Genomic DNA, 14,220 nt, shown 5'->3' with positions numbered 1-14,220 from the left:
TAGCAGGTGGTGGAAGTTTTGGTGTATTTGGTGCGGGGTTATTGATCTCCGGTACGCCGTCGCAGACCTTGACACGTTGTGTGTTTGCCAACAACTCCGGCGGGTCAGGATTCTTTGATGGTTCACGTGGCGGAGGCTTGTACATCGATGCCGGCGCACACACGATCAGTAATTGTATTTTTTATGGGAACAGTTCGGACAATGGTGCTGCAATGATGGCCGGTGGAGCAGAATTCAATACGTCGAGTTTTGTGAATTGTACGTTTGCCAATAACACCTCCCGTTTTGCAGGAACAGCCTATTCTGGTTTTACAGATGCCGTATTCCGCAATTGTATTTTATGGAATAATACTCCAACGAGCACCAGTGTTCCGGGTCGCAATGAAATCTATAGTTCGGAGACACGTTCGCAATACTGGCCCACATTTAACAATTGTATCATCCGTGATGCAACAGGTTCTCCTTTAAGTGTAACAAATACTGTTACCAGCAGTGTACTGAATGGCAATCCCTTATTCGTTAATTACAGTGATGGTGATGGAGCGGACAATATCTGGGGTACAGCTGATGATGGCCTGCGTTTACAATGCAGTTCGCCGGCCGTTGGTGCAGGAACGGGCAGTACACCGACGACAGATTTTTTGGGATTGACCAGAACAGCTACGCTGGATATCGGAGCATACGAAGGAAATCACAGCAATAGTGCATTCAATGCTATTCCTGCTGCTTTCAGTTCTGTGACAATTTCTCAAAATAGCAGTGGGATCAGTAACTATTCGAATTGTACCAGTCAGGTGGCAGCAATTCAAAGCGGTGGCAGTTATACACTGACTGGACAAACGACCGCGACGGTTTGGATTGAAAGTGTGCAGCCATCTTCTGCGGGTTTGATCTTTGTTAAACGACATTACGAAGTAACAGCTCTGAATAATCCTGCTTCGGCAACTGCCAGGGTTACTTTATTCTTTACCCAGCAGGAATTTGATGAATTTAATGCTGTGAGTGATATTGACTTGCCTGCAGGCCCATCTGATCTTTCAGGTAAAGCGAATTTATTGATTGAGAAAAGAGAAGGGAAAAGCAGTAATGGTACGGGGTTGCCGGGTACATATGCAGGATCAGTTACTACCATTAATCCTGTTGATACCGACATCTTATGGAACAGTACAGCCAACAGGTGGGAGGTTAGTTTTGACGTAAATGGTTTTAGTGGCTTCTTTGTTAAAACCAGTAGTTCAGCCTTACCTCTTCAACTGATCAGTTTTACGGCAGTAAATCAACCTGATTGTATTGGTTTAAGCTGGAAAACAGAAAATGAACAGCAAGTGAGGGAGTTTGTGATTGAAAAGTTGCTTGCTGATTTTAAAACCATCGGTGTTGTTCCTGCTAAAAACGGCCACGCTAATTACTATACATACAGCGATTATCATATGAATGGGGGGACTGCTTATTATCGATTAAAAATGATTGACCACGATGGTGGATTTACATACAGTAACGTTGTTTCTGTAAATGCAGGAAGCGGTTTGCTTAAAATTATACCGAACCCGGTTAAGGATCATGCAACATTGTTCATAGGTAACAGCAGGCTTTTGCAAACAACAGCATTTCTTTTTTCTGCTAACGGCACTAAAATTACTGAAGTAAAAATCGAAGGTTTTCATGTTCGCTTAAATATTGGTCATCTGAATAAAGGTGTTTATTATCTGAAATTTGAAGATGGCTCGATACTGCGGTTATTGAAAGAATAGGAATTGGTCTTGGTCGTTATAATCACTCTTACATGGAAGTTTATTGACGGTAAAATCCTGTTATTGGTTCTTGAGTAATGAGTAGGGTAAGAAGACCACCTAAATAGCGATTCCCGGTGGAAGTGTATGTTCGTATATGTTCTGTTAAACAGGACCCCGTGCTGATCATTGCAGATCCATGAAGTAAAACCTAGCATCAACCGTAAACAGTAAATGAAACAATTTCCAAGGCAATATAATTTTAAAAATGGCATGTAACTATTGTTGCTGTTAACAGTATGTGTGCTTGTTGGATTTGAACTTGCTTCGGAAAGAAAAAACACGCTATCGTCTGAAAGTCGTTCCGGGGCAATGGTATAACAGGCTTCGCTCATGGGTATGAAGACGGTAGCTGGTTGTTTCTGGATGATGCTTATAATCCAGGTACGGCAATAGATTCTGTGTCGGTTTAGATGGGGCGTTTCTTTTTTCGCAAACCTGTACAACAATCAACTTCTTTACCAAAACAATTGTCATCCGGACGAAATCTTTTTCAGATTATAAATTGTTCTGGATAGAAAACGAGCCTTTGATATTCAGTGGCGTAAAGGGAGATTTCCGGAATGCCCTGATAAATGGCTCTGCCTTTCAACGTGAGTTGGACGCTTTTGACCGGTTGATAAATCCTTTGCGGTTACATGCAGCCATCCTGCGCAAAAATCTTGAGAAAGGTGATGCTGCAGCAAGAAAAGCGTTACGGGTTGTTGAAGAGGAGCTAAAAACGAAAGCGGCAGGTTTTGTTGTCAGCAATACTTCCTCACCGGCGGCTGCGTATATTTTAAGTGTGTATTGTGTAAAATGGGGCAGAGCCTTTTCCTTCGATTGATTACAGCAATTGTCAGCAAGAGCACAACAGTCTTTTTTCGGACAGAAAGTTCAGGCATTTATTGAACAGAATGGCGGAGTTGGAGTCGGTCATTATTATGCGGATTTTGTTTTGCCGGATACCGAACGTGATTCGTTGAAATTCTCTGAACTGCAAGCTATGTATACCTTGCTTGAATTCTGGGCATCCTGGTGTGGGCCTTGCCGAAATGAAAATCCAAACCTTGTTGCACAATATCAAAACTATCATTCCCGTGGATTGCAAATTGTCGGTGTCTCGAGCTGTTTCAGTTCTGTCGTCTTTAAAAGGGGCAGGAGTTTAATAAAAAGCTAAGAAGAATCAATTGTAATTTTCTCAAATAGGATAAAGTCAAGTATTATAAGATAACCGACGGAATACAACAACGAAAAGCCTGATGCTGTGAATAAATTAAATCTAATTAGTTTATTATCATTTTAATTTTTGATCCCAGATTTGCACTTTGAAGTGCCCTCTCTTGCTTAATTGCTCATGAAGACAATGAAACAAACATTGATGTCAACTAACTGCTTTATTATGGAAAACTAGCTTTTCGAAGTCGAAATAATCTCCTTTGGTTACTTCATTGCGTAAATGTTGCCTTCTGTATACGAGGACCCGTTTTTCATTGACCTCTCCACCTTTTCGGATAACTATTTATTCAAATTTGCTTCTGAATTCCTATTCATCATGCAATTATTCAAATCAATTTTGACAAACACCACACTCTTAATTATAGTTTGTATCATCCTATGAACTCCGATAAAATAGTAATCATTGTATCCACGGTCGGAGTATTGCACTCATCTTACATGAGAATGACTGATCCTATTCTGAAAAGTAGAATGACAGGAATCATATTTGATAATACAGGCATTGGTAAACCTTTACATGGAACTATTAAAATAGAGTACTGTAGCCTTGCAAATTGGGAGGATAGCGATTTGGATGTTGTAATCAAACATATCGTTAAAACAAACCTTCATCACAAGATAATTCTCTTAAGTCAACGCATTGGAGTGCACTTAATCGGCTTTACGCCATCCTCATGTCTCGCAGATAAAATATACAACCCAATACGCTGAAGTGCAATAAGGTCAGCATTAATGATCCTAACTAAATAAATATCTAAAAATTAAAAAAATGCAACTTCTTAAAAACTCTTTTTTTATCGGATTAATTATTTTGTTTGCTGACTCCTGTAAAAAGCCAAACTCAGGGGTTGAAAATACATATCCAAAACAAGTCAGTATTACTTATAAGGTTAGCAGTACGACAACGAATGGTCTGGTATCAATTACCTATTATAGTGAAACCGGTGGACTGACTACTGTTGATAATCCTACACTGCCATTCACGAAAACCATTACAAAAACTGTAAACAAAAACAGTATTATAACTCTCGGATATTTTGTCAATCCTGCCCAAACCGTAAAGTTGGAAATATTAGTTAATAACCAGGTGGTAAAGTCACAGGTGTATACTAGCCCCAATTCTGCAACGTCATATACTTTTCAATAAAAACCAAACCCCGATTAGCGCTAAGAATAAAAAATACATGGCATGAAAAAATCGTTCAGAATTTATTTGACCTTACTGTTTTTTTCAAGTGTCTCTTTTTCCTGCACGGAAGAAAGGTACGTCAATGAACCGGGAAGCTTGGTGCACAAAACAGTTGACCAGGATGCGTTGTTACCTTCAATTTTAGTGAACGGCGCATTGCTGCATTCAGAGGCTTTTGGTCCGGAAGACAGCACATTGATTATATGTATTCATGGTGGCCCGGGAGGAGACTACCGTTATCTGCTCAATTGCAAAACCCTTGCAACAAAGGGCTATCGGGTTGTTTTTTACGACCAGCGGGGCGCAGGACTTTCTCAACGATTTCCCAAAAGTTGGTATAAATCTCAAGCCAACGACGCCCTTGATAAAATATTCTATGATGAATTAAAAGGCGTTATAGCGCATTATAAAACATCTTCTGCACAAAAAGTAATTCTGTTGGGACAATCCTGGGGAGCTATGTTGGCAACAGCGTATACAGGAAAATACCCCACAGAAATAAACGGACTTATTGTAGCCGAGCCCGGAGGTTTGGAATGGGATGATGTGGTGAATTATATTTCAGTATCCAGGTCTTTCAAGTTATGGAGCGAAACCTTAAATGATGCCACATATATTGACCAGTTTATGACTGGTAAAGAAGACCAGCACGAAATCTTAGATTACAAAGCCGGCTTGATGGGTTCTACAAATGCAATAGTGGGCGATCTTGGTTCTGATTTGGGAAATAATGCACCATCTTATGTTGCGTCCCGAAGTGGTGCAGTTGTTAATGCTGCTTCGTATGAATTAGGACAAGAGATTAACCCGGATTTTTCGGCTGGTATCAATCAGTTTTTGAAAAAAGTGTTATTCATCTACAGTAGTAATAATAAAGCATATCCAGACAGTTGGGCGGAAAAAATCTCATCTGCTTATCCAAAAAAAGAAATATTTAAAGCGCAGGGAGTAGGTCATTCGGGAATGTTTGACCAAATAAGTTTTTGGACAACAACCATGGAGCCTAAAATCATTTCATACATACAATCATTATAGCAACACGCATGAAGACGATTACGCTTAAGTCAATAGTATTAGTTAGTGCGTTCTCTTTTATTCAAAATAAGATAGATGCACAGGTTATAAACTGGAAAAATATATCTAAACAAAATAAACAGTTGTTACATGTTAATGTAGGAGCAGAATATGGCGCAATTGCCGGGGTGGGTTATCATCACTTAGTACCTATAAAAAGATTTCCTTTATGGATTGGCGGTGAATTCTCTATGCCGGCAGGAAAGGAGTTAGCAGATGATTTTAAAGTTAGGTTAGGTGCACAAATTAAGTTGGTTGCATTCAATCATTTTCAATTTTCAGGAAGGCTTCAGGGGGTAGCAAGACGCTATCACAATCAGTCAATTACTCTTTTCAATTTCGGAAGTGATTTTGCCGGTGTACTGGGCTATTATCGTAAACAGTGGTTTTGTGGAGTTGAAGCAGGCTTTGATAAAGCGATTGTTACAAACTTTAAGCATAGCGAGTGGTATAGAAGAAATATTTATGACAATGTACAGGACGGCTGGTATGAGCCAGCAACAGGGGGAAATTTTTATTATGGACTGCAGGGAGGGTATTCTATGAAAAAAATAGATATTTCTCTCAAAGCCGGAAGGATTTTACAACAGGATTTTATATCACAGCCATTGCTGCCTTTTTATGGGCAACTTGGTGTGAATTTTAGGTTCTGAAATACAGGTTAAACAGGATTTAGAAAAGAGACTTCAATATTTTCTTTAAGCTTAGAATTGACTACAGATAGACGAATTGAATTATCAACTGAAAAAGAATATCACTAAGAAATTTTTGAGCTGGCCAAACCAAGACAGTCTATTGCTTTACTTCTACTGGGCGTTCCTTTTTGTTTGCAGGAAACGCAAAAATTGTTTTGCGAACTGCCACCCTTACTGTAAGCACCTCCAGACCTAGCTACTGAATTATTGGTCAACGCATCTATCATTTGCTCGAGAAGGGAGATACGTTCATCGAACTGTTTCAGTTCTGTTGTCTTTGTATGGGGATTGCGAGTTTAAAAAGAGATAAGAAGATTCAATTGTAATATTCTTATATCCTGAAATTAATGAACTATTGCTTTTATGCGTTCATTCGTTGACGTATCCTTTACTGTACTATCCTTCGAGCCAAAGTCTTTCTCCCAGATATATCGAGTCATCACTTTTAGATAACGGTTGCTTTCAACAGGATGTTTACCTCCTGTGGTGAAAAATTCCCGGTTCTTATTTCCATAATAATGCACCACTCCAATTGAACTTTCTGTGATGGAGCTTAAATCGGTGATTTTTTTGAAATTTTTCCATCGCTCTTCATTAAATACAACCTTGTTATGTACATCCTCATCACAGTCGATCCTCTCGTAGTGATCTCCTGCCCAATACATGCACTTGTTGCTGTTATCCAAAAGCAGGTAGGCGGTCAGAGACAGAAAGCTGCATGATAAGGCGATCACCAGGATAACCCATTTCTTCTTGTTGTTGGATTCTTTTTTCTCCGGACTCATCCATGCCGATAAACGCTGACCATCGGAAAGGCTTTGATCGTTATGAATACCGGTTGTAAGACGGGGCTCTCGTTCGTAGACTTCTGGTGCTGTATTGGCCGCTGTTAAGTTGTCGGGATGCTGCTGTAAAGTTTCTGATGAATACTGCACATCTTCTTCGTAGCTGTTGCTCCCGGTATGGAGTTCGGTATGCTGTGAAGGAACTGTCTTGTCATCACTGTTGATAATTGTTTTTTCTGTCTCGTTTAATAGGACATCCATCCCAAGCCGGAAAGGTCTATGTTGAAAATCGATCAGCCATGCCAGTAGTTCTACATTTTTATTATCGGTATTGATAGCCTTTCCGGTAAGGTAGTTAGCGAATGACTTAAATCTTACAGTGGACATTTTTTCGATGGGTGCTAAGAAGGAATTATTTTCTGCCGGTCCAAAAAAGGAACGAAGCACAGGTTCGTCTTTTTTTTCTGGTCGTTCTTTATACACCGTCAGGCATTCGTTGCGGATACCCGCGGGCGTTGGTTGCTTGAGTGCAGGTGAACATTCGGGTTGGCTGCGTAACATTTGGTAGGTACGAAAGACCAGTTTGATATATTCCGGATGACTGAGCCGCATATGATTTCTCTTCCTGATTAAATGTACATAATAACCGGAATTCTTGGAATTACAGGTTAAAAGTAAGCTCCTGCAGAGTATGGTTTCTTACGGTTTTCCGGAATTATTGGAATGATCGGAATCTCAGGAACCGGATGCATTGAAGGCTTTTAGCCGGTTATATGTTTGCAATGTGACCAGCGGGTAAATCTAACGATAAGCCTGTTGATCTGCTGAGTGCGGGGATCGCAGTAAGGTTAACCAGCAAGGGAAGTTGTTAATCTGCTGCGGTCAACGCTCTTCCTTCCCAATCGTAAGAAGCGCTTCTTACAAAACAGGCTGCCAGTTCGAACTGGCGACCCCTGCAAACATTTTCCAAACATTTAAATCACTTAAAAATGATAGAACTGATCATTTGGTTAGGGTTATTGTTGTGCCCTAATCCCTTTCATACAGCCGAGGATCACGGTAACTGTAACCTGATTCATATCGGAAGTTTATCGACCACCGACGATACCGGAGGTGAAACAGGAGGTAATCCCAAACCGCCACCACCTCCAACGCCACCAGGAGGTTGAGAATGTAACTGAAAGGCAGAAGTTATTCTGCCTTTTTTTTATATTTAAAAAAAATGGAATTTTCTTGAAACCTGTTCATGCATTATTGCTCATATTGAGCCTTGTTATTTGGGGATGTGTTGTTAAAAATGACAAAAATTATGACAGTAAGATCTACTACGATAAGGCTACGTACTACTATAGTCTGGAAAAATTGGATTCAGCGTTTCTGATGTTTACCCTGTATGTTGGTAATGCAGGTGACAGTCTTAAAAAAGGAACAGCATACCGGTGCATGGGAGATATGTTATGGGAGGTAGGGGATCTTCATGCAGCAGAAGAAAATGCAACAGCAACCATTCGTGCACTCGATCCGTTAAATACAGCACATCATGCTGAATTGAGCTATGCATATAACTTATTAGGGAATGTGCATGTAGACATGCAGCAGTATGATGAAGCGATAACTATGTTTAAAAAAGCCAGAGAATTTACCGATGACTCAGGCTTCCTCGCTGACCTGGTGAATGGAGAAGCGGTTGCACTTCAAAAAAAAGGGAAATACAAAGCGGCCGTTGCTTTATATGATTCCATGCTTCTGCGGAAACCTGCTGACCAATCTCTTTTTGCCAGGATGATTGATAACAGGGCGAAAACAAAATGGTTACAGGATCACCGGTATCCCGCTTTACCTGAATTCTGGCAGGCATTAAAAATCCGGACCGACAGCCAATATAACAGAGGCCTGAATGCAAGCTACGCTCACCTTGCAGATTATTATACGGGTCCGAACCGAGATTCTGCTTTATGGTATGCGAAAAAAATGTTCCAACAGGCACAACTTATTCAAAGCCCCGACGACAGACTTGAAGCGATTGATAAACTGATCAGGCTGGATAATTCTTCTTCGCTGCAATACTGGTATACAGAATTTAAACAACTCAGTGACAGCACCCGGCTTTCAAGGGATACCACACGTAACAGGTATGCTTTAATACGTTATGACTCCCAAAAAAGTAAGGCAGACAATCTTGAATTAAAAGGACATGTGACAAGACAACGATTTTGGATAATTGGATTGATTGCTGTTGCCATGCTTGTTATAACCGGTTTATCTCTTTGGTACAACAAACGCAGAAAAAGGATCAAGCAGGAGTCGGAAAATGCAATAAGGAATGCTCAATTGAAAACCTCGCAAAAGGTACATGATGTAGTTGCTGCAGGACTGTACAATATTATGAATGAACTGGAACACGGGGACGCAGTAGCAAAAGAGCCCTTACTCGATAAGATTGAAGGGTTGTATGAAAAATCCCGCAATATTTCATACGAAGAGGTGTTGGTTGCTGATACCGGGGACTACGATAAAGCGCTTTTCCGGCTATTGAAATCTTTTGCCAATGATCAAACAAAGGTTTTCCTTGTTGGTGGCCATTCCTTTTTGAATGACCTTTCGCTACATCAAAAACAGGAAATCCGGTTAATCCTCAACGAGATCATGATCAATATGAAAAAGCACAGCCATGCGAAAAACGTGGTGATCCAGTTTCGACAGGAGGATGGTAATGGGTTGATCAATTATAAAGACGATGGTCTTGGATTCAGCGATGATCATACCCACGGCAATGGCTTGAAAAATACGGTTAGCCGTATTAAATCACTGAAAGGGGATATTATTTTTGGAAAAACCGACAGAGGCGGTGTCACCATTTCAATAAGCTTTCCGCTGTCGCCCACAAACAAATGATTGATAAAGTAATTATAGCAGAAGACCATGAAAGTGCCAATTTTTCCATTGAAAAAACGGTAGCTGAATTTAATGTCAATAACAGGGATTATGTTTATTACTGTGATGAGGCTTTTAACAGGATACAACTGGCTCTTCAAAAAGGGGCTCCTTACGATTTGTTGATTACAGACCTCGGTTTTGATGCAGATGGCAGGGATCAGAAAATTACAGATGGGTATGCACTGATCAAAGCCGTGCGCAGCATTCAGCCGGCAATTATGGTGCTTGTTTTTACAGGCGAAGACCGTGCTGTTAATATCAATAAACTGTACAAACAGTATAAGATAGATGCGTATGTGCGGAAAGCCAGGAACGATATCAAGGAATTAAAGCAAGCCTTTGAAGCTTTGTCAAAAAGGGAAACTTACTATTCGCATGCAGTGTTGCAAATTCTGCGGCAGGGAAATAGTTTTGAGTTTGAAGATTTTGATGTTACTGTGATCCGTTTGCTTGCCGAAGGGTATCGGCAAAAGGAAATTGAATCGTATTTGAAAGCGCATCACATCGAACCCAACAGCCTTAGCAAAGTGGAAAAAAGACTGAAGGAGTTACGGGATGAACTTGGATTTAAAAAGAACGAACAACTTGTGTTGTTTTGTAAAGAAAGGGGATTGCTCTAAACCCGTATCAGGCGCATCATTTCTCCAGCGAAATTTTAGTACATAACCACCGGTGCACCTTTTACCAGCATACGGTTTACCGTAAAAAAAAGATCATGCGGTCAGTTAGTTTTGAAATGAAACATCCCGAATCATTCAAAACGAACCATTATGCTCTCTGCATCAAAACAACAAAAATTAGCGGCTGCTATTAAAGCTTATCGTAAAGATTATTTAGAAGGAGGGCGGAAGGAACTGGATGAATCCGGCACCAGAATCATGATCAACCGTTTTCTCTCCGATGTGTTGGGTTATAAACAACTGGAGGAGATAAAAACAGAATACATGATCAAAGGCACTTATGCTGATTATGTGATCCAGGTAAATAAGACAAGACATTTCCTGGTAGAGGTAAAAGCCCTTTCGTTTCAATTGTCCGAAAAGCATCTGCGTCAGACGGTAAACTATGGTGCCAACGAAGGCATTGAATATGCGCTGCTGACGAACGGACGGAATTTTGAATTCTATAAGATCATCTTCGCACAACCCATTTCATCTCATTTAATATTTGCATTAGATCTTAGTGACGCTGCAAGTATTAAAACGGCCGTTGGTAACCTGCAACACCTTCATAAAGAAAGCGTCGTAAAGAATTCTTTTAAACCTCTCTGGAATAAATGTGAAGCCACCGATCCTTACAATATAGCTGGTATCCTCTGTTCTGATGCTGTACTCAGCTGTATCAGGAAAATGATCAAAAACAGGTACGATGAAAAATGTGATGACGAAATCATTCTTGCCGCCGTACACAAGATTATAGCAGATAAAATGGATCCTGCGTTGATTAAACCGTTTAAAACGGTTAAGGCCAGAGTTAAGAAAGAGAAAGTAAGTATAAAGGTAGATGATCAGTTTTCTGCTAGTAATTCAGTTGTTTCTGAGTAACGTAATTATAAATGCAAAAACTGATTCTCCTTATTTTTATCACTCTGCTGGGTTGTAAAAGAGATAACCAGGTGTATCTCTGCAACGGCCCGCAGTCCAAGGTTTACCATAAAACAAATCACTGCCAGGGGTTGATTAATTGCAGTACTGAAATAGAAGCGACAGATTTAAATGCTGCAAAAGGCAAATACAGAAAGGCATGCGGGTATTGTTATCATTACTAGACTTTTCGATTTAAGTAATCATATTGCTGATGTGTGAATGCAAAATGTTTTCGTACAATAAGCAGTTATATCATTGCAAAAGAAGCGATGGTTCATGGGATGCCGAAGATGGCATGCGGCGGGGAATCAGCAGGAAAGAATATTATTAAACCTATGAGACGATAACAGGCTATTGAGTGTTCAAAATATGTATAGAGGATTAAAGGTCGTAGAGTATAACTACGACCTTTTTAATTCTTACACATTTCTATGTTTTAGCAAAAAAATTACTGCAGTAAATCTTTAAACAGTGTTGTGTTAATTAATTTGCTAACTGAAATTAATATACTTAGGAGTTAACTTTTCCATTACTTCGGTTGTGCAGCAATATAACAGGAACGCCAAGAGCAGCATAACAATCGACAGCAGGATAGCTCCCGGCAAATCATCTTGATCTGCAAATGATTGACGGAAACCCGGAATTATTCTGATACTTACAAAAAAGAGGAGTGCAAATAGAAATTCAGATAGCATAATCAGGAGGATAAACTGACTGAATTTGAAAAACAGGTTGCGATAAAATCCATCCCCGTAATTGTGAAAGACCCTCACGGATTGCATCAGCCCGTCAATATCTGCAAAGCTGATCATCATCGTTGAAAGAAGGATGGCGGCAGTGATCAGGAGTTTGGGATAAGCTATGCCTGCAAATGGAAGTTGTAACAGCTTGATTTTTCTTAAAACGCTAACAATGCTGAGTAAAAGGATAAATGTTTGCAATACAAGTAGTATTACCGGTATAAGATCGTACATGCTTAAGATTGATTTCATTGCTATATTTTTTTATTTAATAAACTTATATTCCAATATGACAGGTTGTTGAAGCTGGAAGACACTTCGCCATAATTGAGGTCTGAACTGGTTGTTTCCCACAGGTAATATATTTTATCGTCAATTGTGATATTCAAACCCTGCCGACTGACTTCGTTTGTGAAATTCACAGCGATCAATGCATGTTTGTAATAATTACTGGTCAGCAGTGCGACATTATAGTTATAACGCTTCAATACCAGGTATAGCAGCAGTGATCTCGTGTCGCAGTCGCCTTTAAGATCTGAAAGGAACTCGATTGGTGTTCGCACGCCAAAAAGTTCATTGCCAATACAGCAGTCAGTTTTGCAAGTTGCCAGGTAGTTGCGAGTGAAATCATCTTGATAGTTTTCATTACAGCCCCTGTCAAGAACAAGAAAGTAAGGCAACGATTGAATGGCCGATATCAATACCTGGCTGAAAGCTATTTCGTCTAGCCTGTTACTCATTTTTATGGAATCGAAGGTTTTGTAGAGGTAAAACAATTGTGAAGAATCATTAATGAGCATCGTTTTATAAATGTCACTCATTTCAGTATAGAAGTTTCCGCTCATTCGACTGTGTAAGTTGCTTGCATTGCGCAATGCAAGTACAGATACGCTGATGCTTCCTTCGTAAGATTTGCCGGAGTAATCCTGCCATTTCAAATGATGGGTGATGAGTGTGTCTGGGGAGGATCCTGCAGAATCAGCTGAAGTTGTTTGCTGTCTGGCAGATCTGGTTGTTTTTACCGAAGCGTGGTTTGTTTTTTTCTTGACATATGTTTTCTGCGAGCCAGTGATCGACCGAACCGCAGCAATCAAAAATAGTAACAATAGGCCCAAGCCCACAGCAGATAAGATTCTACTGACAGAGGAAAAAATGGCTCCTCCGTAATAGACTAAAATTCCCAACCCGGCCAATACCAAACAGACAATAAAAAACTGCGGTGCGAGATAGAGCAAACTCAATAAGGCAAAGAGCCAAACATAAATTCCACAGCCGGTAGTTGCGGGCTGGGTTACAATATGGGGTGTCTGCTTTGCAGATCTGTTAGCACTGGTGTATGCACGTGTTTGAGGGACAGGTATCCAGTTTCCCCAATAGGTACTGCAATCGGGATGATAATACTCTTTACGGACGTAGCCAATGCCGTTTTCTTCTTTATGTTCCGTCCTGCCTGTTTCTCCAAAGCATTCTGTTACTGTTTCTTCCTTCTCCTCGTAGGTAAACTTTGGACTATAACCATAAATATTTCCGGTTAAAGTACCATAGCTGTAGTTCTCATGTTTTGTAATGCCATCCAGCCTTATATTTTTTATCCGGATGTCATTTAATGTTAACTCATAGTATTCCTTTCCGAGTTCTGTTGCAACTTCGCATCGGATTGGCTGCGAAATAGGTACGGAAAATATATCCGACTCTTTTAAAGCTCTGAGATAATCCAACGGAATTTTCTGTGCAGAATGAATATCCTGTTTTTGTATGACAATGCTGGCTTCTGTCGGGGTTATTTTATAATCTAATTCCTTGTCAATACCTGTTGCTAAACGTTGCTCAGTCGCTGCCCAGTATTTTACAGTAATTATCCCTTTGATATACGTTCTTGTTTCGGTGGTTACGATTTGGGTTCGGGTATAACTGTTTTTATTTGCCTGTTTAATTTCTTCATTGACAGTTTCCTTTTTAGCCTTGATCTCTGCCCATTTTTCTTGTTCTTTTCTGTAAGCATCATACTCCTGTCTTAGGAAATCATTACTCAATATTTCATTGGCCTCGTTTATCTGTTTGAATTTTTCTTCCGCACTTGCATCTGCTGTATTTTTATCGGGATGATACAACTTGGCAAGCCTGCGGTATGCCGCACGGATTTCTTCTTTCGAAGCAGAAGCTGAGACTTCTAGTAGCTGATAATAATCTTTTCTGTAATCCATGG

At 40.1% G+C, this 14,220-nt stretch carries 13 protein-coding genes; 10 read left to right on the top strand and 3 right to left on the bottom strand.

The features are described from left to right. From IQ13_RS21435 to IQ13_RS20980, 6 genes are all read left to right on the top strand, one after another. On the top strand, nt 1–1,751 hold a 1,751-nt coding region (locus tag IQ13_RS21435), incomplete at its 5' end, for a choice-of-anchor Q domain-containing protein (protein WP_158637457.1). Between the two features lie 544 nt (nt 1,752–2,295). Continuing rightward, entirely contained in the window at nt 2,296–2,616 is a 321-nt protein-coding gene (locus IQ13_RS21000; RefSeq protein WP_144888717.1) for a hypothetical protein, read from the top strand. A 9-nt stretch (nt 2,617–2,625) separates the two neighbouring features. After that, the gene (locus IQ13_RS21665; RefSeq protein ID WP_144888716.1) at nt 2,626–2,949 is read left to right on the top strand and encodes a peroxiredoxin family protein; all 324 of its coding nucleotides are present in this window, start codon (nt 2,626–2,628) and stop codon (nt 2,947–2,949) included. An 828-nt stretch (nt 2,950–3,777) separates the two neighbouring features. Further along, entirely contained in the window at nt 3,778–4,155 is a 378-nt protein-coding gene (locus tag IQ13_RS20990; RefSeq protein ID WP_144888715.1) for a hypothetical protein, read from the top strand. Between the two features lie 42 nt (nt 4,156–4,197). Further along, a complete protein-coding gene (locus IQ13_RS20985; protein ID WP_144888714.1) occupies nt 4,198–5,232 on the top strand; it encodes an alpha/beta fold hydrolase in 1,035 nt (344 codons plus the stop codon). An 8-nt stretch (nt 5,233–5,240) separates the two neighbouring features. Next, a complete protein-coding gene (locus IQ13_RS20980; RefSeq protein ID WP_144888713.1) occupies nt 5,241–5,924 on the top strand; it encodes a hypothetical protein in 684 nt (227 codons plus the stop codon). Between the two features lie 386 nt (nt 5,925–6,310). On the opposite strand, the gene IQ13_RS20975 is transcribed toward IQ13_RS20980, so the two are convergent. Next, nucleotides 6,311–7,363, bottom strand: coding sequence for a hypothetical protein (locus IQ13_RS20975; RefSeq protein WP_144888712.1), 1,053 nt, complete (start codon nt 7,361–7,363; stop codon nt 6,311–6,313). A 377-nt stretch (nt 7,364–7,740) separates the two neighbouring features. Between IQ13_RS20975 and IQ13_RS20970 the strand changes: the two genes are divergently transcribed. The 4 genes from IQ13_RS20970 to IQ13_RS20955 all read left to right on the top strand — a co-directional run bounded on the left by IQ13_RS20970 (nt 7,741) and on the right by IQ13_RS20955 (nt 11,232). Beyond that, the gene (locus IQ13_RS20970; RefSeq protein WP_144888711.1) at nt 7,741–7,920 is read left to right on the top strand and encodes a hypothetical protein; all 180 of its coding nucleotides are present in this window, start codon (nt 7,741–7,743) and stop codon (nt 7,918–7,920) included. 64 nt (nt 7,921–7,984) lie between these two features. Next, on the top strand, nt 7,985–9,646 hold the full coding sequence (locus tag IQ13_RS20965; protein ID WP_144888710.1) for a tetratricopeptide repeat-containing sensor histidine kinase: 1,662 nt from the start codon (nt 7,985–7,987) through the stop codon (nt 9,644–9,646). Continuing rightward, nucleotides 9,643–10,308 carry a helix-turn-helix domain-containing protein gene (locus IQ13_RS20960; protein WP_144888709.1) on the top strand — a complete coding sequence of 222 codons (666 nt, stop codon included), beginning with the start codon at nt 9,643–9,645 and terminating at the stop codon, nt 10,306–10,308. Before IQ13_RS20965 ends, IQ13_RS20960 begins: the two co-directional genes overlap by 4 nt. A gap of 150 nt (nt 10,309–10,458) precedes the next feature. Beyond that, on the top strand, nt 10,459–11,232 hold the full coding sequence (locus IQ13_RS20955) for a type I restriction enzyme HsdR N-terminal domain-containing protein (protein WP_144888708.1): 774 nt from the start codon (nt 10,459–10,461) through the stop codon (nt 11,230–11,232). Between the two features lie 533 nt (nt 11,233–11,765). Here IQ13_RS20955 and IQ13_RS20945 read toward each other — a convergent pair. Both IQ13_RS20945 and IQ13_RS20940 read right to left on the bottom strand, forming a co-directional pair. Further along, the gene (locus IQ13_RS20945) at nt 11,766–12,215 is read right to left on the bottom strand and encodes a hypothetical protein (protein WP_144888706.1); all 450 of its coding nucleotides are present in this window, start codon (nt 12,213–12,215) and stop codon (nt 11,766–11,768) included. Between the two features lie 53 nt (nt 12,216–12,268). Beyond that, nucleotides 12,269–14,218, bottom strand: a complete 1,950-nt coding sequence (locus IQ13_RS20940) for a J domain-containing protein (RefSeq protein WP_144888705.1) — start codon at nt 14,216–14,218, stop codon at nt 12,269–12,271. Nucleotides 14,219–14,220 lie beyond the last annotated feature (2 nt).

Source organism: Lacibacter cauensis (assembly GCF_007830055.1).
Lineage (GTDB): Bacteria > Bacteroidota > Bacteroidia > Chitinophagales > Chitinophagaceae > Lacibacter > Lacibacter cauensis.
Note: the sequence above shows the minus strand (reverse complement) of the source record. Positions and strands in the feature narration are given on the sequence as shown.

Excerpts from the sequence above, each read along its gene's own strand:
- IQ13_RS20990 (WP_144888715.1), top strand. The coding sequence starts at position 3,778 with ATGCAACTTCTTAAAAACTCTTTTTTTATCGGATTAATTATTTTGTTT.
- IQ13_RS20985 (WP_144888714.1), top strand. The coding sequence starts at position 4,198 with ATGAAAAAATCGTTCAGAATTTATTTGACCTTACTGTTTTTTTCAAGT.
- IQ13_RS20980 (WP_144888713.1), top strand. The coding sequence starts at position 5,241 with ATGAAGACGATTACGCTTAAGTCAATAGTATTAGTTAGTGCGTTCTCT.
- IQ13_RS20975 (WP_144888712.1), bottom strand. The coding sequence starts at position 7,363 with ATGCGGCTCAGTCATCCGGAATATATCAAACTGGTCTTTCGTACCTAC.
- IQ13_RS20970 (WP_144888711.1), top strand. The coding sequence starts at position 7,741 with ATGATAGAACTGATCATTTGGTTAGGGTTATTGTTGTGCCCTAATCCC.
- IQ13_RS20960 (WP_144888709.1), top strand. The coding sequence starts at position 9,643 with ATGATTGATAAAGTAATTATAGCAGAAGACCATGAAAGTGCCAATTTT.
- IQ13_RS20955 (WP_144888708.1), top strand. The coding sequence starts at position 10,459 with ATGCTCTCTGCATCAAAACAACAAAAATTAGCGGCTGCTATTAAAGCT.
- IQ13_RS20940 (WP_144888705.1), bottom strand. The coding sequence starts at position 14,218 with ATGGATTACAGAAAAGATTATTATCAGCTACTAGAAGTCTCAGCTTCT.